Genomic DNA, 18,250 nt, shown 5'->3' with positions numbered 1-18,250 from the left:
GTCACACCCCCTCGAACGAGGCGTGGTAGGAGAGGAAGGCGGCGCGCTGCGCCTCCAGCACCGGCGACGGCTCCGCGTAGACCTGCGAGAACATGCGGTCGGGCGCGGGCTGCGGCATGTTCACGCAGAACTCGCGGAACCGGGCGGCCAGCTCGTCGGACTCGGCCTGCACCTCGTCGAAGAACTCCTGCCCGACGTGGTGCTCGCGCACGAGGTTGACGCGCACCCGCTCGATCGGGTCCTTGAGCTTCCACAGCTCCAGCTCGTCGGCGAGGCGGTAGCGGGACGGGTCGTCGGACGTGGTGTGGGCGTCCATGCGGTAGGTGAACGCCTCGATCAGCACCGGGCCGTTGCCGGACCGGCACTCCTCCAGCGCCCAGCGCGTGACCGCGAGGCAGGCCACCACGTCGTTGCCGTCGACCCGGATCCCCGGGAAGCCGTAGCCGGCGGCGCGCTTGTAGAGCGGCACCCGGCTCTGCCGCTCGGTCGGCTCGGAGATGGCCCACTGGTTGTTCTGGCAGTAGAAGACGACCGGTGCGTCGTACACGGCCGCCCACACGAACCCCTCGTGGACGTCGCCCTGGCTGGTGGCGCCGTCGCCGAAGAAGCAGATCGTGGCCTCGGTGTCGGGGCCCTCGCCGACCTTGCCCTCGAACCGCTGGCCCATCGCGTAGCCGGTGGCGTTGAGGACCTGGTTGCCGATGACGATGGTGTAGAGGTGGAAGCGGGTGGCCTTCGGGTCCCAGCTGCCGTGGTCGGTGCCGCGGAAGATGCCGAGCAGCTCGGTGGGGTCGACCCCGCGCGTCCACGCCACCCCGTGCTCGCGGTAGGACGGGAAGGCCATGTCCTGCGGTTTCATCGCGCGTCCCGCGCCGATCTGCGCCGCCTCCTGGCCGAGCAGGGGAACCCAGATCCCGAGCTGGCCCTGGCGCTGCAGCGCGTTGCCCTCGCGGTCGAACCGGCGGACCAGCACCAGGTCCCGGTACAGGCTGCGGAGGGCGTCGGCGTCGACGTCGGCGGCGTAGGCGTCGAAGCGGGGATCGGACACCCGCTCGCCCTCGGGGGTGAGGAGCTGTACGAGCTCCGGGTCCCCCTCGTCGGTGGCCTTCAGGCCGGCGACCACGTGCTCGCGGCTGGGCCGCGATCCCTGAACGTCGCCCGCGGTGGGCGGACTCCAGTCCTGCGGTACGGACACGGTGCCTCCTCGTGCTCGTCGACCTGCTCCCGTTCGTGGCGGGTCGCAAGTCGGGGCGCGTCCGGTCGAGGACACCCCGGTGCGGTTCCCCGACCGGCTCAAGCGTCATCCTGACACGGCACCGGGCCCGGGGGGAGGTAGCTGCGAACATGCCGAACGGCACGTCCCGGTGGGTCCGGGACGTGCCGTTCGAGGGGGTTCTCGCTAGCTCTTCGGAGGCTCGCTGAAGCCGGCCGTGCCGGGCTGCTCCTTCGCCGGCTCGCTGAATCCGGCCGTGCCGGTCTGCTGCTGCGGCGGCGGGGGCGCCGAGTAGTCGGAGGTTCTGCCGAACCCCGCGTTGTTGTCGTAGCCCTGCGTCTGGCCGTTGCCGCCGCTGGCGCCGAACCCGGGCGTCTGCCGGATCCCGGCGAGCCCCTTCGCCTTGTCGGCCACGCCGCGGATCTGTCCCGAGTACTTGCCCTTGGTCTGCTTGTCGACGAACTCGGCGGCCTGGTCGAGGTACTTGGCCGCCTTGTCCGGGTTGCTCTTCGCGTAGCGCCGGGCCGCCTCGGCCGCGGTGGCCAGCAGTGCCAGGCGTTTGATCAGGGCCATCGGGTCCTCCGTTGAGTGGTCTCACCGCGGACAACGCGCACACGGTGTCTGCCGGTTCCGGGGGTACCCAACCTAGCCCGGCTCCTCACGGGCCTTTCGGACCGAATCACTCTCGGTGTTGTCACACAACAGTGACCACCAGCGAGGTGTCCGAATGACGTCCGGGTGGCAGCATCCGGGCGTACTCACCGCCCACGAGGAGGTTCACCGTGCCCGCCATCCGCCGTTCGTTCCCGGTCGCGCTCGGCGCAGCCGCGCTCACCGCCCTGCTCGCGGCGTGCGGCGCAGGCGGCGACGGCAGCGGCGGAGCGCCACCCGCCGGCGACCCCGCCTCCGGCGGCGCCGCCCCCACCGAGTCGGTGCCGACCGTGTCCCGTGACGACGCGCTCGCCGCGATGGTGCCCCAGGAGATCGCCTCCGACGGCGTGCTGCAGTTCGGGCTGGACGCGTCCTACCCGCCCAACGAGTTCACCGACACCGACGGCACCACGATCATCGGCATGGACGTCGACCTCGGCACCGCGATCGCCCAGAAGCTGGGGCTCGAGGCGCAGTTCGAGAACACCTCCTTCGACGGGATCATCCCGGGCGTCGAGGCCGGCAACTACGAGATCTCGATGTCGTCGTTCACCATCAACGACGAGCGCGTGCAGGCCGTCGACATGATCAGCTACTTCACGGCGGGCACCAGCATCGCCGTCGCCGCCGGCAACCCGCAGAACGTCAACCCCGACGACCTGTGCGGGCTCGCGGTCGGCGTGCAGCGCGGCACGATCCAGGTCGAGGACCTCACCGCGCGCAACGAGGCGTGCCGGGCCGCGGGCAAGCCGGAGATCCAGATGTCGGAGTTGCAGCAGCAGACCGACGTGACGCTGGCGCTCACCGCGAACCGGATCGTCGCCATGCTCGCCGACTCCCCCGTCATCTCCTACGCGGAGACCACCACGCAGGGCGCCGTCGAGCAGATCGGCGAGACCTACGACACCGCGCCGTACGGCATCGTGGTGAAGAAGAACCAGGGCGAGTTCGCCGAGGCGATCCGGGCCGCCCTGCAGTCGCTGATGGACGACGGCACCTACGCGGCGATCCTCGAGAAGTGGAACGTGAGCGACGGCGCCATCTCGACCGCGGAGATCCGGAGCTGACGCGGTGGCTTCTCCTCCCGTCGAGCAGGAGCAGCGACGGCCGAAGCCGATCGAAGCGGTGCCGGTGCGCCACCCCGGCCGGTGGCTGGCCGTCGCGGTGCTCGCCGTGCTGGCGGCGATGTTCGTCAACACGGTGCTCACCAACGACAACTTCCGGTGGCACATCGTCGGGGAGTACCTGTTCTCGCCGCCGGTCCTGAACGGGCTGCGCAACACGCTGATCCTCACGGCGCTGTCGATGCTGATCGGCATCGTCGGCGGGATCGCGCTCGCGATCATGCGGTTGTCGCCGAACCCGGTCCTGTCCTGGGTGTCGGCGGTCTACATCTGGCTGCTCCGCGGCACGCCGCTGATCGCGCAGCTGCTGTTCTGGAACTTCCTGGCCGCGCTGTACCCGCGGCTGTCGCTCGGCATCCCGTTCGGGCCGGAGTTCGTCTCGTTCGACACCAACCAGCTGATCAACCAGTTCGCCGCGTGCCTGCTCGGCCTCGGCCTCAACGAGGCGGCCTACATGGCCGAGATCGTGCGCGGCGGGCTGCAGTCGGTGGACCGCGGCCAGACCGAGGCGGCGGGTGCGCTCGGCATGTCCCGGGCGCAGACGCTGCGGCGGATCGTGCTGCCGCAGGCGATGCGGGTGATCATCCCGCCGACCGGGAACGAGACGATCGGGATGCTGAAGACCACCTCGCTCGTGGTCGTGATCGGCTACTTCGAGCTGCTGACCTCGGTGCAGCGGATCTACTCCACGAACTTCCAGACGATCCCGCTGTTGATCGTGGCCGCCATCTGGTACCTGGCGCTCACGTCGCTTCTGTCCATCGGGCAGTACTACGTCGAGCGCTACTACGGGCGCGGCGTCGACGTCGGCCAGACCGGCGCAGGGGCCCGCCTCTTCCGGCGGAGCGCGGAGCAGGGTGGGGTGCACGGATGAGCGTTCCCATGGTCGAGGCGATCGACGTGCACAAGAGCTTCGGGCGCGTCGAGGTGCTGCGCGGCATCGACCTCGTCGTCCAGCCCGGCGAGGTCACGTGCATCATCGGCCCGTCCGGCTCCGGCAAGTCCACGTTCCTGCGCTGCATCAACCACCTGGAGCGGATCGACGCCGGGCAGATGCGGGTCAACGACGAGCTGATCGGCTATCGGGAGCACGGCGGCAAGCTCTACGAGCTGCGCGAGTCCGAGGTGGCGCGCCAGCGCCGCGACATCGGCATGGTGTTCCAGCGGTTCAACCTCTTCCCGCACATGACGGCGGCCGAGAACGTCATGGAGGCGCCGCGCACCGTCCGGGGGGAACCCAAGCGGGAGGCTCGCAAACGCGCCGTGGAGCTGCTCGACCGGGTGGGCCTCGCCGACAAGTGCGACGCCTACCCCGCGCAGCTGTCCGGCGGCCAGCAGCAGCGGGTGGCGATCGCGCGGGCGCTGGCGATGGAGCCGCGGCTCATGCTGTTCGACGAACCCACCTCCGCGCTCGACCCCGAGCTCGTCGGCGAGGTGCTCGACGTCATGCGCGGGCTGGCGAAGGACGGCATGACGATGGTCGTCGTGACCCACGAGATGGGCTTCGCCCGCGAGGTGGGCGACCAGCTCGTGTTCATGGACGAGGGCCGGGTGGTGGAGTCGGGCGACCCGCGCGAGGTGCTGTCCAACCCCCAGCAGGAGCGCACCAAGTCGTTCCTGTCGAAGGTGCTCTAGGGCCTCAGCGCTTCGGCCGGTGCCACGCGGGGCGGTCGAGCAGGTCCTGCCCCGCGAGCACGGTGGCACCGAGCTCCTTGGCCAGCTCCAGCGTGGTCGCCTCGGGGTCGTCGACGGCCTCCAGCGCGCGCACGAGCGGGCGGGCGTGGGTGACGACCACGACCTGGGTCCGGGATGCGGCGTTCGCGATCAGCGCCGCGAGGGCGGGGAGCAGGTCCGGGTGCAGGCTCGTCTCCGGCTCGTTCAGCACCAGCAGCTCGGGCGGGCGCGGGGTGAGCAACGCCGCGACCCACAGCAGGTAGCGCAGCGTGCCGTCGGACAGCTCCGCCGCCGACAGCGGGCGCAGCAGGCCCTGCTGGTGGAACTCCAGCGCGAACCGACCGTCCTCGGCCACCGCCACCGCGAGCCGCGACCTCGGGAAGGCGTTGTCGACGGCCGTGTGCAGGGCGTCGGCGTCCCCGACCTCGCGGATCGTCTGCAGCGCCGCCGCGAGGTCGGCGCCGTCGTGGTCGAGCACCGGGGTGCGGGTGCCCACCCGGGCCTTGCGCGCCGGGGCGTCGGCGTCGGTGCGGAAGTGGTCGTAGAACCGCCACGAGCGGATGCGCTCCCGCAGCAGCAGCACCTCGGGCGAGATCCGCGGGTCGGCGAACGCGGTGAGCATGCTGTCGGTGGGGGAGATGCGGTGCGGCTCCCCGCCCCAGGCGCCGCTCTCGTCGCGCGTGCGCACCACCGGCCCCGCCCGGTCGGCGAGCAGGGTGGCCTGCCGGAGCACCGGGCCGCGCCACACGCACTCCCGCTTGAACTCGGGGTCGCGGTTGAACACCGTGTCGGTGGGGACGGGCATGCCGAGGTCGAGGGCGTAGCCGAACTCGTCGCCCGCGAAGCCGAGCCGCAGCCCGACCGGTAGAGGCTGGACTTGCCGCTCCCGTTAGCCCCGGTGACCACCGTGAGCCGCGACAGCAGCACGAGGTCGCGCAGCGACCGGTAGTTCTCGACGGCCAGCGTGGTCAACACCGGGCAGACGCTAGGCCCGCGTGCTGACAAACTCGTGAGGTGGCCGTCACCGACGAGGCGATCCTCAAGATCAAGGCGATGATCCGCTCCGGCGAGCTGCGTCCCGGGGACCGGCTCCCGCCGGAGAAGGAGCTGTCCGAGGCGCTGGGGCTGTCGCGCAGCTCGCTGCGGGAGGCCGTGAAGGCGCTCGAAGTGATCCGCGTGCTGGACGTGCGCCGCGGCGACGGCACGTACGTCACGAGCCTGACCCCGGACATCCTGCTCGACGCGATGTCGTTCATCGTCGACATCCACCAGGACTCGTCGGTGCTGGAGCTGTTCGAGGTGCGGCGGATCCTCGAGCCGGCCGCGGTCACGCTCGCCACGCCCCGCGCCGACGCCGACGCCATCGCGCACCTGCACGACCTGCTCGAGCAGGTGCACGGCACGACGTCGGTGGACGACCTCGTGGCCCACGACCAGGTCTTCCACCGCTACATCAACGAGCTCGCCGGCAACGCCTACCTGACGAGCCTGCTGGACACCCTGTCCAGCTCGACGCTGCGGGCGCGGATCTGGCGCGGCCTGTCCGAGGAGGGCGCGGTGGAACGCACGCTGACCGAGCACCGCGCGATCGTCGACGCGCTCGCCAGGGGCGACGCGACGCTGGCGGCCGCGCACGCGACGGTGCACATCGACGGCGTGGCGCAGTGGCTGCGCCGGGCGATGGGCTGAGCCCAGAACGACCGGAAGGCCACCCCCCGCGTCGCGGGGAGGTGGCCTTCCGGCAAATCAGCAGGGAGCCGGTGCCGGCTCACTCGTAGAGCAGCGGCCTGATCTGGTCGCTGTCGATGTTGCTCTGGTCGTACCAGTAGAAGCCGGTGTCGATGACCGGCGGCAGCGGCTCGCCGTTGATGGCCTTCACCGCCGCGTCGACGAGCGCCCGGCCCATGCCGATCGGGTCCTGGGTGACCGCGCCGAGCATCTGCCCGTTGCGGATCGCCTCGATCTGGCCGGAGCCGGAGTCGAACCCGACGATCGCAAGGCCCTGGGCCCCGCTCTCCTGCACACCGCGGATGACGCCGATCGCCGAGCCCTCGTTCGCACCGTAGATGCCCTTGAGGTCCGGGTTCGCGGCGATGATCGCCTTGGTGATGTCGGCCGACTTCGCCTGGTCGCCGCCGCCGTACTGGGGCTCGAGCACCTCGATGCCGGGCGCGTTGGCCTGCATCCACTCGATGAACCCGTCGCGGCGGTCGGCGCCGGACTTGCTGGTCTGGTCGTGCACGACCAGGGCGACCTTCCCGGTGCCGCCGATCGCCTCGGCCATGTGCTTGGCGGCCTCGGCCGCGGCGGCCTTGTTGTTGGTGGCCGCCGTGGTGAGCGGGATGTCGCTGTCGACCCCGGAGTCGAAGGCGATCACGGGGATGTTCTGGGCGCGCGCCTGCTGCAGCAGCGGGGCCGCCGCCCGCGAGTCGAGCGCCGCGAAGCCGAGGACGTCCGGCTGGCGACCGAGCGCGTTCTGCAGCATGGTCACCTGGGCCTCGACCTCGGACTCGCTGGCCGGGCCCTCGAAGCTGATCCGGATGCCCTGCTCGGCCGCCTCCTGCTCGGCGCCCTGCTTGACGGCCTGCCAGAACTGGTGCTGGAAGCCCTTGGAGACGATGGCGAGGTACGGCTGGTCGCCGCCCTGTCCCTCGTCGGACGAACCGCCGCACGCCGCGGCCGTCAGGGCGAAGGCGGCCGCCGCGATGGCCGCGCCGATCCGGTGGATCCGCATTGTCGATCGAGCTCCCTTGGTCGAGCTTGGTGGGGGTGAAATCTACTGGTCAGGCGGTGGCGCCCTTGCGCGCCCGGTCCGCGTAGACGGCGAGCAGGATCACGCAGCCGAGGATGACGTTCTGCCATTCCTGCGGGATCGACATGATCTGCAACCCGTTGTTCAGCACCGAGATGATCAGGGCGCCGATGACCGTACCGACGATCGACCCCTTGCCGCCCGAGAGGGAGGTCCCCCCGATCACGACGGCGGCGATCGCCTGCAGCTCGTAGCCCATCCCGGTGGCCGGCTGCGCCGAGCCGAGGCGGGCGGAGATCATCACCCCGGCCAGGCCGGTGAACAGGCCGGCGAGCGTGTAGATGACGATCTTCCAGCGGCGGACGTCGATCCCGGAGAGCGCGGTGGCCTCCTCGTTGCTGCCGATGGAGTAGGTGTAGCGGCCGAGCACCGTCTTGTTGAGCAGCACGCCCGCGATCACCGCCGCGAGCGCCAGGATCAGCACCGCGTTCGGGAAGTTCGTGCCGGGGATGATGCTGCCGATCGAGATGTCGATGTAGGCGGGCGTCTGGTCGAAGTAGATCGGCGCGCTGTCGGAGATGACGAGCGCGAGACCCTGCGCCACCAGCATCATCGCGAGCGTCGCGATGAACGGCGGGAGCTTGAGCACGGCCACGTTGAGGCCGTTGACCAGCCCGATCAGCCCGCCGAAGAGGATCGCGCCGAGCACGCCGATCGGCAGCGGTATCCCGGCGTTGACGATCAGCACGCCGGACATCACGGCGCACAGCGCCATCCCGGTGCCGATCGACAGGTCGATCCCGCCCGTGATGATCACGAACGTGGTCCCGAGCGCGAGCGTGCCGATGACGACGGTCGAGAACAGGATGTTGGTGACGTTGCCGTAGTTGAAGAAGTTCGGGCTGACCACCGAGAAGAACGCGAAGATGACGATCAGGCTCGCGAACGCGAGGAACTGCTGGAGCCCGGCCCGCAGGGTGTCGCGCACGCCCGTGGACACGCTCTTCTGCTGCTCCTCGGTGGCGGTGGGGGTGGTCAACTGACGGCCTCCGTCTCCGGACGCATGGTGGCGAAGTGCATGACCTTCTCCTGGGTGGCTTCGGCTGCCTCGAGCTGCCCGGTGACCCGGCCCTCGCTCATCACCACGATCCGGTGCGACATGCGCAGCACCTCCGGCAGCTCGGAGGAGATCATGATGATCGACTTGCCCTGGGCGGCGAGCTCGTTGAGCAGCCGGTAGATCTCCTCCTTGGCGCCCACGTCGATCCCGCGCGTCGGCTCGTCGAAGATCAGGATGTCGCAGTCCTTGACCAGCCACTTGGCGATGACGACCTTCTGCTGGTTGCCGCCGGAGAGGAACTTGGTGGTCTGGTCGATCGAGGGGGTTCGGATGCGCAGCGACTCGACCAGCTCGCGCGAGCGGGCCCGCATCGCCTTGTCCTTGACGAACCCCCACCTCTGGAACCGCTCACGGATCGAGCTGAGCCCGATGTTGGCGTTGACGTCCTGCTCGAGCAGCAACCCGAGGTTCTTGCGGTCCTCCGACAGGTAGCCGATGCGGTGCTCGGCCGCCTCGGCGGGCGAGGTGATCCGCACCGGCTGCCCGCGCAGCTCGATGGTGCCCGACTCGATCGGGTCGGCACCGACCAGCGCGCGGGCCACTTCGGTGCGCCCGGCGCCCATCAGGCCGGCGAAGCCGAGGATCTCGCCCTCGCGCAGCTCGAACGAGACGTCCTTGAGCAGGTCCTTCGTGGTCAGCCCGCGCACCTTCAGCACGACGGGACGGTCCGGCCGCACGCCCTCGGGACGGAAGTCGCCCACGATCTCCCGGCCCACCATCCGCGAGATCACCTCGGGCATCGTGGTGGTGGCCGTGTCGAGGGTGTCGATGTAGCGGCCGTCGCGGATGACCGTGATCCGGTCGCTGATCCGCTTCAGCTCGTCCATCCGGTGCGAGATGTAGATGACGCCGGTCTCCGGGCCGATGAAGCGCCGGATGAGGTCGTGCAGGGTGCGCACCTCGGCGTCGTTCAGCGCCGCCGTGGGCTCGTCCATGATCAGGATGCGGGGCTCGTAGGACAGCGCCTTGGCGATCTCGACCATCTGCTGCTTCGCGACGGTCAGGTCGCCCACCCGCTCCCGCGGCGTGAGCGGCATGTGCAGCCGGTCGAGCAGCTCGGCGGCCTGCGCCTCGAGGGCCCGGTCGCCGAGGAAGAACCGCCCGGCCCGCGGCTCGCGGCCGATGAAGATGTTCTGCGCGACCGTGAGGTCGGGCATCAGGTTGAACTCCTGGTGGATGATGCTGATGCCCTTCTCCAGCGCGTCGCGCGGGCCGGAGACCACGAGCGGCTTGCCGTCGAGGAAGAACTCGCCCTCGTCGGGGGTGTAGATGCCCGACAGCAGCTTCATCAGGGTGGACTTGCCGGCGCCGTTCTCGCCGACGAGGGCGAGCACCTCGCCGCGGCGCAGCTCGATGTGCATGTCCTGCAGGGCCTGCACGCCGGGGAACCTCTTCCCGACGCCCCTGGCCTCGAGCAGCGGTGTCTCCGTCATGTGACGACGCCCTTCCGCAGGATCGCGTTGCCGTACACGCGGGTCTCCCCGGTGCGCACGATCAGGTAGGCGGGGGCCGCCGCGTCGTAGAAGGCGAACCGGTCGAGGAAGCGCACCTCGTCGGTGCCCGCCGCGGAGATCAGCTCCTCCTGGACGGGCAGCCGCGCGCCGTCGGGCGTGGCCATGAGGTCCACGGCCGGCGCGTCGTCCAGCGGCACGACGGTGCGGATCGCGGCCATGAGGTCCGGCGTCGCGACGCCGGGCAGGTCGAGCACGCGGCTGCCCAGCCGGTGGGCCGGGAAGTGCGCGTCGGCGAGCACGACCGCGTCCGAGTGCCCCATCGCGTCGAGGTGGAGCAGCAGCGGCCCGGTCAGGAGCGGGTGGATGCCGGAGAGCACGCGCGTCACTCCTCCAATTCCGATCGCCTTGACCTCGCTCCGGCGGCCCGTGCGCCTTTCCGGCGCCGTCCCGCTCCGCCGGTGCTCGGTCGCTCGTCCCTCGCCCCCTGCACGCCTCCTCCGCAGGACGGCGCCGGCCCGCTCGCGCTCATGCGTCTCCTGTTCGTCCGAGGCGGTAGACCCGCCGCGCGGTGCCGGTGAGGATCTTGCCGCGCTCCTCGTCGGTCAGCTCGCCGAGGAGCTGTTCCACCACCTCCCAGGTCCCGCGGTACCCGGCGGTGAGCAACGTCATCGGCCAGTCGCTGCCCCACATCAGGCGGTCGGGCCCGAAGCGCTCGAGCGCCTCCTCCCACGCCGGCCGGATCCGCTCCACCGTGAACGGCTCACCCCGCACCTGCAGCCCCGACACCTTCGCCACGGTGTTGGGGCGGGCGGCGACGGCGGCGAAGGCCTCCCGCCAGTCCGGGAAGTCCGGCTTGCCGTGCGGCGGCTTGCCCAGGTGGTCGAGCACGACCGTGAGCTCGGGCAGCGCGGCGGCGAGCTCGGCGGTCGCGGCGAGGTGGCGCGGCCACGCGTCCGGCACGTCGTAGGGCAGCCCGCGCTCGGCGAGCAGGCGCAGCGACGTCCGCACGGCGGGCAGCGCGAGGAACTCGTCGCGCGGGTCGTCGTGCACGAGGTGGCGCACCCCGCAGAACGCCGGGTCGGCGGTGAACCGCTCCAGCTGCTCGGCGGCGACGGCCGGGGCGTCCAGCTGCACCCACCCCACGACGCCCGCCACCCAGTCGTGCTCGGCGGCGACCTCCAGCATGAACTCGGTGTCGGTCACCGAGTCCTCGGCCTGGACGAGCACCGCCCGCTCGACGCCCACCGCGGTGAGTTCGGCGTGCGCCCGCTCCGCGGTGATCGTGGTGTGCAGCGGCCCCAGCTCGGGGGTGATCCAGGAGTAGGCGCTGCGCTGCAGGTCCCACAGGTGCAGGTGCGCGTCGATCACGGCACGTACCCCTCCGCCGCGAGCCGCTGCCACAGCTCCTCGGGGATCGGCGCGGCGACCCTGGCCACGTTCTGCTCGATGTGCGCCGGCTCGGTGGCGCCGAGCACGATCGAGCGGACGGCCGGCTCGCGCAGCGGGAACTGCAGCGCGGCGGCCGGCAGCTCGACCCCGAACGCGCGGCACTCGGCCGCGAGCCGCCTCGCCTTCTCCACGACCTCGGCCGGGGCGTCGCCGTACTCGTAGCGTGCCCCCGGCCCGGGCTCCGACGTCGACAGCAGGCCGGAGTTGAACGCGCCCGCGACGACGATGCCGATCCCGCGCTCCCGGCACAGCGGGATCAGCTCGGGCGCCGCGGGCTGTTCGAGCAGCGTGTAGCGGCCGGCGACCATCAGCAGGTCCACATCGCCCGCGCGGACGCCGGCCAGGTGGGCCGCCACCGACTTCGAGCCGATCCCGACGGCCCGCACGACGCCCTCCTCGCGCAGCCCGACCAGCGCGGGCACGGCGCTCGCGACGGAGCCCTCCATGTCGTCGTACTCGTCGGGGTCGTGCAGGAAGAGGATGTCCACCCGGTCGAGGCCGAGCCGTCCGAGCGACTCCTCGAGGCTGCGGCGCACGCCGTCGGGCGATGCGTCCCAGACCCGGCGGACATCGGCGGGCACCACGAACCCGCCCTCCTCGTCCAACTCATCTGATGTTTCCGGGCTGGGTACGAGCCGCCGCCCCACCTTGGTCGAGACGACGAACTCGTCGCGCGGCTTGGTGGCGAGGAACGCGCCGAGCCTGCGCTCGGCGAGACCGAGCCCGTAGTGCGGTGCGGTGTCGAAGTAGCGGATGCCCGCGTCCCAGGCCGCCTGCAGCACCGCGTGGGCCTGCTCGTCGGACATCGCCGTGAAGAGGTTGCCGAGGTTGGCCCCGCCGTAGCCGAGCCTCCCCAGCTCGGGGACCCGGTCAGGCATGGCGCGCCACCGAGTACTCGGCGAGCGAGGCCCGGTGCATCTCGGTCCCCGCGCCCGGCTCGGTCGGCGTGCGGTACCGGCCGCCGGTCACCCGGACCGGCGTGACGAAGTGCTCGTGAAGGTGGTCCACGAACTCGATCATCCGCCCGTCGCGCCGACCGGACACGGCGACGTGGTCGAACATGGCCAGGTGCTGCACCGCCTCGCACAGGCCGACGCCGCCTGCGTGGGGGCAGACCGGCACCCCGAACTTGGCCGCGAGCAGCAGCATCGCCACGTTCTCGTTGACGCCCGCCACGCGCGTGGCGTCGATCTGCAGCACCTGCAGCGCGTCGTGGGCGAGGAACTGCTTGGCCATCACCCGGTTGGCCATGTGCTCCCCGGTGGCCACCGGTATCGGGGCGATGCCCCGGGCGATGGCGGCGTGGCCGAGCACGTCGTCGGGGCTGGTCGGCTCCTCGACCCAGGCGAGGTCGAAGCTCGCCAGCTCCTTCACCCACGCGATCGCGTCGGCGACGTCCCAGCGCTGGTTGGCGTCGACGGCGATGCGCACGTCCGGGCCGACCACCTCGCGGGCGATCCGCAGCCTGCGCACGTCGTCGGCCAGGTCGGCGCCGACCTTGAGCTTGATCTGCTCGAACCCCTCCTCGACGGCCTCCCGGCACAGCCGCGCGAGCTTCTCGTCGTCGTAGCCGAGCCAGCCGGGCGTCGTGGTGTAGGCGGGGTAGCCCTCGCGCAGCAGGAGCTCCTGCCGCTCGGCCCGGCCCGGCTCGGCGTCGCGCAGGATCTGCAGCGCCTCGTCGGGGGTGAGCGCGTCGGTGAGGTAGCGGAAGTCGACGAGCTCGACGAGCTCCTCGGGCGTCATCGAGGCGAGCACCTGCCACAGCGGCCGGCCCTCCCGCTTGGCGCGCAGGTCCCACAGCGCGTTCACGATCGCGCCGATGGCCATGTGCATGACGCCCTTCTCCGGGCCCAGCCAGCGCAGCTGGGAGTCGTGCACGAGGTCGCGCCACGTCGCGCCCATCGCGGCGAGCAGCGGTTCGACCTCCTTGCCGACGAGGTGCCCCGCGAGGGCCTCGATCGCCGCGACCTGCACGTCGTTGCCGCGGCCGATCGTGAAGACGAACCCGTGGCCGGAGTCGCCCGCGTCGGTGACCACGCGGACGTACGCCGCCGAGTAGTCGGGGTCCGGGTTCATCGCGTCCGACCCGTCGAGCTGGAGCGAGGTCGGGAACCGCACGTCCGCGGTCTCGAGAGCGGTGATGCGGCTCACACGCAGTCCTTTCTGCCAGATGCGCGCTCACGGTAGACATCGGATGTCTAGCGGTCAAGGCGGTTGGAGGCGCGCCCCCGCGAGCGCCGCGGCGGCGAGCAGGAGGGCCGCGCCGAGCGGACCGACCGCACCCCCGCCCCAGCCGTCGACCGCGACGGCGCCGACCACCCCCGAGGCGGAGACGGCGAAGTAGGCCGCGGACTGGTGCAGCGCCGTGAGCACCGGCCCCGCCCCCGGCGCGAGCGTGACCAGCCGCTGCTGCGCGGGCGCCGTGACGCCGAACGACAGCACCCCGCTCACCACGGCCGCCGCGACGGCCAGCGGCAACGACCCCTGCAGCAGCGGGAGGGCGCCGAACACCGCGGCGAGGGCGAGGGTGACCGACACGATCACCCGCCGCGCGCCGAACCGGTCGGCGAGCGCGCCCGCGGAGAGGTTCCCGACGGTGCCGCCCACCCCGAACACCAGCAGCAGGCCCGCGAGGTGCGCCCCGTCACCGCCGGTGGTCGGCTCGTACGCCGCGCTGAAGTACGTGTACGGGACGAAGATCCCGAGGAACGCGACGAACGTGCAGGCCAGCACGCCGCGCACCCGCCGGTCGAACAGCGGGGCGAACCGGGGGCCCGCGGGCGCGGCCGCCCGGCGCAGCAGCGGCAGGCGCACCGCGACCACGGCGCCCGCCACCGCGCTGAGCCCGGCCACCAGCCACAGCGTGACCCGCCACCCGAGCGCCGAGCCGACCGCCGTACCGGTCGACGTGCCGAGCACCAGCGCGGACGTGCTCCCGGTGATCACGATCGCGATCGCCCGGCCGCGGCGGGCCGGGCCGGCGAGCGCGGCAGCGGCGGCCGTCGCGCTCGCGGTGTAGAGCGCCGCACCGACCGCCGCGACGACCCGTCCGGCCAGCACGAGCGAGTAGGTGGGCGCGAGCGCGGTGAGCGCGTTGCCCGCGCCGAGCACCACGAGCGCTGCGAGAACCGTGGTGCGCAGCGGCCACCCGGCGGCGAGCGCGCCCACGAGCGGCGCCGAGATCGCGTACGCGAGCGCGAAGACGGTGACCAGCTGGCCGGCCCGGCCGACGCTGACCTGCAGCGACTCGGCGATCGACGGGAGCAGCCCGGCGATGACGAACGCGTCGGTGCCTACCGCGAACGTCCCGGTGGCCAGAACGACCGCGTGCGAGCGCCAGCGCGCGTCGGGCGGCGCGTCGCGCATGCCTTCTCCTCAATTCGGTACCGATCGGTTCCACCCGGACGGAACCGATCGGTTCCATCCGGGTCGAGGCCCGCTACCGTGTGGCCATGCCGACACACGCCCGCGATCGCCTGGTCGCGGCCGCGGAGCAGCTGTTCTACGAGGAGGGGATCCGGGCCGTCGGCGTCGAGCGCCTGCTGTCGGTCTCCGGCGTCGGCCGGGCGTCCTTCTACCGGCACTTCCCGAGCAAGGACGACCTGGTCCTGGCCATGCTCCGGGGCTACGACGAGCGCTTCCGCGAGTGGCTCGCCCACGCCGTCGAGGAGGCGGGCGACGACCCGACCGCGCTGTTCGACGCCCTCGCCGAGCGCTTCGGCACCTCCGCGCTGCGGGGCTGCGCCGCCATCCGCACGATGATCGAGTTCGTGGACCCGGACCACCCGCTGCACCGCGCGGCGGTGGCCCACAAGGAGGCGGTCGTCGCCGACCTCGACCGCTGGCTCGCCGGACTCGGCCGCGCCGACCACGCCGAGCTCGCCGCGCAGTTCCTGCTGCTCATCGACGGCGCCATCGTGAGCGCCGTCCGCGAGCGCGGACCGGGGCCCGCGCACCGGGCGAAGCGGATCGCCGCCGCGCTGCTGGCGACCCGGCCGTGACCCGCGGGGTCGATCACCGCGCACTCGGGAGGTAGGTTCCCTCCGGGACATCAGATCTTTGCCCCTCTCGATTCGTCTTGGAGCCGCGATGAAGCTCGCCCGCCTCGGACCCGCCGGAGCCGAGATCCCCGCCCTCGTCACCGACGCCGCGACCTACGACCTGCGCGGGATCACCCGCGACATCGACGGTGGTTTCCTCGCCCGCGGCGGCCTGGACGAGGTGCGGGCGGCCGCGGACGCGGGCTCGCTCCCCGTGCTCGACGGGGCGGCGGACCTGCGGGTCGGCGCGCCGATCGCCCGCCCCGGCGCCGTGATCTGCATCGGGATGAACTACGCCGCGCACGCCGCCGAGTCCGGCTCGCCGCCCCCGGAGAACCCGGTGATCTTCTTCAAGACGCCGAACACCGTCGGCGGCCCGGACGACGACGTGGCCATGCCGCGCAGCGAGAACGCCAAGGTCGACTGGGAGGTCGAGCTCGGGCTCGTGATCGGCAGCACCGCCGCGTACCTCGACTCCCCCGAGCAGAGCCTCGCCCACGTGGCCGGCTTCGTGGCCGCCGACGACCTGTCCGAGCGCTACGCCCAGCTCGAGGTCTCCGGCGGCCAGTGGAGCAAGGGCAAGTGCGCGCCCGGGTTCTGCCCCACCGGCCCGTGGCTGGTCACGCCGGACGAGGTCGACCACCGCAACCTGCGCCTGCGCAGCTGGGTCAACGGCGAGCCGCGCCAGGACTCCACGACGAAGGACATGATCTTCGACGTCGAGTTCCTCGTCTGGCACCTGTCGCAGTACATGACGCTCGAGCCGGGCGACCTGGTGATCACCGGCACCCCGCAGGGCGTGGGCCTGTCGGGCCGCTTCCCGTACCTGAAGGCGGGCGACGTGGTCGAGATCGAGGTCGAGGGCCTCGGCCGCCAGCGCCACACGTTCGTGGAGGCCCGCTGATGGCGGGGGAGTTCGACGGGCTGGTCGCGGTCGTCACGGGCGGGGCGTCCGGCATCGGGGCGGCCATCGCGCGGCGCCTCATGACCGACGGCGCCCGCGTCGCCGTGCTGGACCGGGACGTGAGCACCCCGCCCGAGGGCGCGCTCGCCGTGCAGGCCGACGTCACCGACGACGCGTCGGTGCGGGCCGCGGTGGACCGCGTGCTGCAGGAGTGGGACCGCCTCGACATCCTGGTGAACAACGCCGGGATCGGCGCGCAGGGCACCGTCGCCGACAACCCGGACGACGAGTGGCTGCGGGTGCTGGACGTGAACCTGCTGGGGATGGTCCGCGTCACCCGGGCCGCCCTGCCCGCGCTGCGCCGGTCGCCGTCGGCGGCCATCGTGAACACCGGCTCGATCGCGGCCACCGCCGGCCTGCCGCAGCGGGCCGCCTACAGCGCGAGCAAGGGCGCCGTGCACGCCCTCACCCGGGCCATGGCGGCCGACCACCTCGCCGAGGGCATCCGGGTCTGCGCCGTCGCACCGGGCACCGCCGACACCCCGTGGATCGGCAGGCTGCTGGAGCGCGCCGAGGACCCGGCGGCGGAGCGCGCGGCCCTCGAGGCGCGCCAGCCGCACGGGCGGCTCGTGTCGGCCGACGAGGTGGCGGGCGCCGTGGCCTACCTCGCGAGCCCGCGCTCGACCTCGACCACCGGCATCGTGCTCGCCGTGGACGGCGGGATGCAGGAGCTGCGGCTGCGTCCGAAGAACTAGCCGCAGCTCCCGGCCCCGGTCACGCGGTCAGGCAGTCGCAGCCGGCGCTGCCGCCGAGGGCGTGGTGGCACACCGGCGCGCCGGTCAGCAGCCGTTCCAGGCGGCGGGCCAGCGCGTCGATGCCGAAGTGCTCCACGGCGATCTTCTCGTTGTGGTCGAGCAGGGTGGTGTCCGGATCGGCGAGCCAGGCCTCCAGCCGGCCGGGGTCGTCGACCGGGAACCAGCGGAAGCCGAACGCCCGCAGCTCCGCCGCCACCGGGAAGTCGGCCACGACGATGGGCCTGCGGTGCAGGGCGGCCTCGATGAGCGGCAGTCCGAACCCTTCCCACGAGGAGGGCAGGACCACCGCGTCGCACGCGGCGTAGGCGGCCGCCATGTCCACCCCGGCGGGCAGCCGGCGCCGGACGGGCACCCGCGCGGCCCGCACCAGCCGCTCCAGCTCGCCCGCGTAGCCGTCCTCGGCGGGCCCGGTGAGCCAGAACGTGGCGCCGAGCCTCTCGGCGATCGCGATGCCCACGTCGACGTTCTTGCGCGGGATCGCCCGCGTCGGCTGCAGGACCAGCCGCTCGCCGTCGCCGACGCCGAGGGCGGCGCGGACGTCGGCGCGGGCCTCCGGGCGGGGCCGTTCGGAGAACCCGTGGTAGATCGTGGTCGCCGCGATCCCGCGCCGCTCGGCGAGCTGGGCCCTGGCGAGCTCGTTGACGGTGACGTGGCGCCACTGCGGGTCGTCCGGCGGCCACGCGGTGATGTCGGCGTACCACTCGCGTTCCCAGGGCAGGTCGTGGTGGCGCAGCACGGCGGGGCGCCCGCGCAGGTAGTCGGCCACCGCGTCGCCCGCGGCCATGTTCATCGGGAGCGAGCAGATGTTGTCGGCGATCACGACGTCGGCATCGTCGAGGGCGGCGGCCAGCTCGTGCCGCGACGGCGGCCGCTCCGCGTCGAGGGCGAGGCCCGGGACGGTCACGTCCGGTTCGCCGTCGCCCGCGACCGTGCGCACCCGCATGCCGATGAGCTGCAGCGCGCTGGCCCACTGGGCCGCCGTGACCGACACGCCGTCGGCCATGCCCAGCCGGTAGGAGACGATCGCCGCCCGTTTGCCGAACAGGTTCCCCAT

At 72.3% G+C, this 18,250-nt stretch carries 19 protein-coding genes; 7 read left to right on the top strand and 12 right to left on the bottom strand.

The window, feature by feature from the left end:
- Nucleotide 1: 1 nt before the first annotated feature.
- Entirely contained in the window at nt 2-1,195 is a 1,194-nt protein-coding gene (pdhA, locus tag VKZ81_RS24855; protein WP_324244089.1) for a pyruvate dehydrogenase (acetyl-transferring) E1 component subunit alpha, read from the bottom strand.
- Between the two features lie 204 nt (nt 1,196-1,399).
- Complete coding sequence (locus tag VKZ81_RS24850) at nt 1,400-1,786, bottom strand: antitoxin (protein ID WP_324244088.1); 387 nt, start codon at nt 1,784-1,786, stop codon at nt 1,400-1,402.
- Between the two features lie 209 nt (nt 1,787-1,995).
- On the opposite strand from VKZ81_RS24850, the gene VKZ81_RS24845 reads away from it, so the two are divergent.
- Genes VKZ81_RS24845 through VKZ81_RS24835 form a run of 3 tightly spaced genes read left to right on the top strand, consistent with a single transcriptional unit; the run spans nt 1,996 to nt 4,623 of the window.
- A complete protein-coding gene (locus tag VKZ81_RS24845; protein ID WP_324244087.1) occupies nt 1,996-2,931 on the top strand; it encodes an ABC transporter substrate-binding protein in 936 nt (311 codons plus the stop codon).
- A 4-nt stretch (nt 2,932-2,935) separates the two neighbouring features.
- Nucleotides 2,936-3,862 carry an amino acid ABC transporter permease gene (locus tag VKZ81_RS24840; RefSeq protein ID WP_324244086.1) on the top strand — a complete coding sequence of 309 codons (927 nt, stop codon included), beginning with the start codon at nt 2,936-2,938 and terminating at the stop codon, nt 3,860-3,862.
- Nucleotides 3,859-4,623, top strand: coding sequence for an amino acid ABC transporter ATP-binding protein (locus VKZ81_RS24835; RefSeq protein WP_324244085.1), 765 nt, complete (start codon nt 3,859-3,861; stop codon nt 4,621-4,623). Before VKZ81_RS24840 ends, VKZ81_RS24835 begins: the two co-directional genes overlap by 4 nt.
- Nucleotides 4,624-4,627: 4 nt before the next feature.
- On the opposite strand, the gene VKZ81_RS24830 is transcribed toward VKZ81_RS24835, so the two are convergent.
- Nucleotides 4,628-5,467 (bottom strand): AAA family ATPase, encoded by an 840-nt coding sequence (locus VKZ81_RS24830; protein WP_324244084.1) that lies wholly within the window; start codon nt 5,465-5,467, stop codon nt 4,628-4,630.
- Nucleotides 5,468-5,676: 209 nt separating this feature from the next.
- Here VKZ81_RS24830 and VKZ81_RS24825 point away from each other — a divergent pair, with 209 nt between their 5' ends.
- A complete protein-coding gene (locus VKZ81_RS24825) occupies nt 5,677-6,351 on the top strand; it encodes a FadR/GntR family transcriptional regulator (RefSeq protein WP_324244083.1) in 675 nt (224 codons plus the stop codon).
- 79 nt (nt 6,352-6,430) lie between these two features.
- Here the strand turns inward: VKZ81_RS24825 and VKZ81_RS24820 are convergent, their stop codons facing one another.
- The 8 genes from VKZ81_RS24820 to VKZ81_RS24785 form a co-directional block, all read right to left on the bottom strand.
- Nucleotides 6,431-7,396 (bottom strand): ABC transporter substrate-binding protein, encoded by a 966-nt coding sequence (locus tag VKZ81_RS24820; RefSeq protein WP_324244082.1) that lies wholly within the window; start codon nt 7,394-7,396, stop codon nt 6,431-6,433.
- Nucleotides 7,397-7,445: 49 nt separating this feature from the next.
- The gene (locus VKZ81_RS24815) at nt 7,446-8,453 is read right to left on the bottom strand and encodes an ABC transporter permease (protein ID WP_414709468.1); all 1,008 of its coding nucleotides are present in this window, start codon (nt 8,451-8,453) and stop codon (nt 7,446-7,448) included.
- Entirely contained in the window at nt 8,450-9,967 is a 1,518-nt protein-coding gene (locus VKZ81_RS24810) for a sugar ABC transporter ATP-binding protein (RefSeq protein WP_324244081.1), read from the bottom strand. Before VKZ81_RS24810 ends, VKZ81_RS24815 begins: the two co-directional genes overlap by 4 nt.
- A complete protein-coding gene (locus tag VKZ81_RS24805) occupies nt 9,964-10,365 on the bottom strand; it encodes an RbsD/FucU family protein (RefSeq protein WP_324244080.1) in 402 nt (133 codons plus the stop codon). The genes VKZ81_RS24810 and VKZ81_RS24805 overlap by 4 nt, the downstream gene beginning before the upstream one ends.
- 148 nt (nt 10,366-10,513) lie before the next feature.
- Nucleotides 10,514-11,356, bottom strand: coding sequence for an amidohydrolase family protein (locus VKZ81_RS24800; protein WP_324244079.1), 843 nt, complete (start codon nt 11,354-11,356; stop codon nt 10,514-10,516).
- The gene (locus VKZ81_RS24795) at nt 11,353-12,315 is read right to left on the bottom strand and encodes an aldo/keto reductase (RefSeq protein WP_324244078.1); all 963 of its coding nucleotides are present in this window, start codon (nt 12,313-12,315) and stop codon (nt 11,353-11,355) included. Before VKZ81_RS24795 ends, VKZ81_RS24800 begins: the two co-directional genes overlap by 4 nt.
- Nucleotides 12,308-13,588: an L-fuconate dehydratase gene (locus VKZ81_RS24790; protein ID WP_324244077.1), complete on the bottom strand. Its 1,281-nt coding sequence runs from the start codon at nt 13,586-13,588 to the stop codon at nt 12,308-12,310. The genes VKZ81_RS24795 and VKZ81_RS24790 overlap by 8 nt, the downstream gene beginning before the upstream one ends.
- A gap of 54 nt (nt 13,589-13,642) precedes the next feature.
- The gene (locus VKZ81_RS24785) at nt 13,643-14,803 is read right to left on the bottom strand and encodes an MFS transporter (RefSeq protein WP_324244076.1); all 1,161 of its coding nucleotides are present in this window, start codon (nt 14,801-14,803) and stop codon (nt 13,643-13,645) included.
- Between the two features lie 86 nt (nt 14,804-14,889).
- Between VKZ81_RS24785 and VKZ81_RS24780 the strand changes: the two genes are divergently transcribed.
- The 3 genes from VKZ81_RS24780 (at nt 14,890) to VKZ81_RS24770 (ending at nt 17,136) form a co-directional block, all read left to right on the top strand.
- Complete coding sequence (locus VKZ81_RS24780; RefSeq protein WP_324244075.1) at nt 14,890-15,438, top strand: TetR/AcrR family transcriptional regulator; 549 nt, start codon at nt 14,890-14,892, stop codon at nt 15,436-15,438.
- 88 nt (nt 15,439-15,526) lie between these two features.
- The gene (locus VKZ81_RS24775; RefSeq protein ID WP_324244074.1) at nt 15,527-16,381 is read left to right on the top strand and encodes a fumarylacetoacetate hydrolase family protein; all 855 of its coding nucleotides are present in this window, start codon (nt 15,527-15,529) and stop codon (nt 16,379-16,381) included.
- Nucleotides 16,381-17,136 carry an SDR family NAD(P)-dependent oxidoreductase gene (locus VKZ81_RS24770; RefSeq protein ID WP_324244073.1) on the top strand — a complete coding sequence of 252 codons (756 nt, stop codon included), beginning with the start codon at nt 16,381-16,383 and terminating at the stop codon, nt 17,134-17,136. Before VKZ81_RS24775 ends, VKZ81_RS24770 begins: the two co-directional genes overlap by 1 nt.
- A 19-nt stretch (nt 17,137-17,155) precedes the next feature.
- Here the strand turns inward: VKZ81_RS24770 and VKZ81_RS24765 are convergent, their stop codons facing one another.
- Nucleotides 17,156-18,250, bottom strand: coding sequence for a glycosyltransferase family 4 protein (locus tag VKZ81_RS24765; RefSeq protein ID WP_324244072.1), 1,095 nt, complete (start codon nt 18,248-18,250; stop codon nt 17,156-17,158).

This window comes from Pseudonocardia sp. (assembly GCF_035305885.1).
In the GTDB taxonomy this organism is placed as follows: Bacteria; Actinomycetota; Actinomycetes; order Mycobacteriales; family Pseudonocardiaceae; genus Pseudonocardia.
This window is presented reverse-complemented; position numbering and strand designations above follow the sequence as displayed.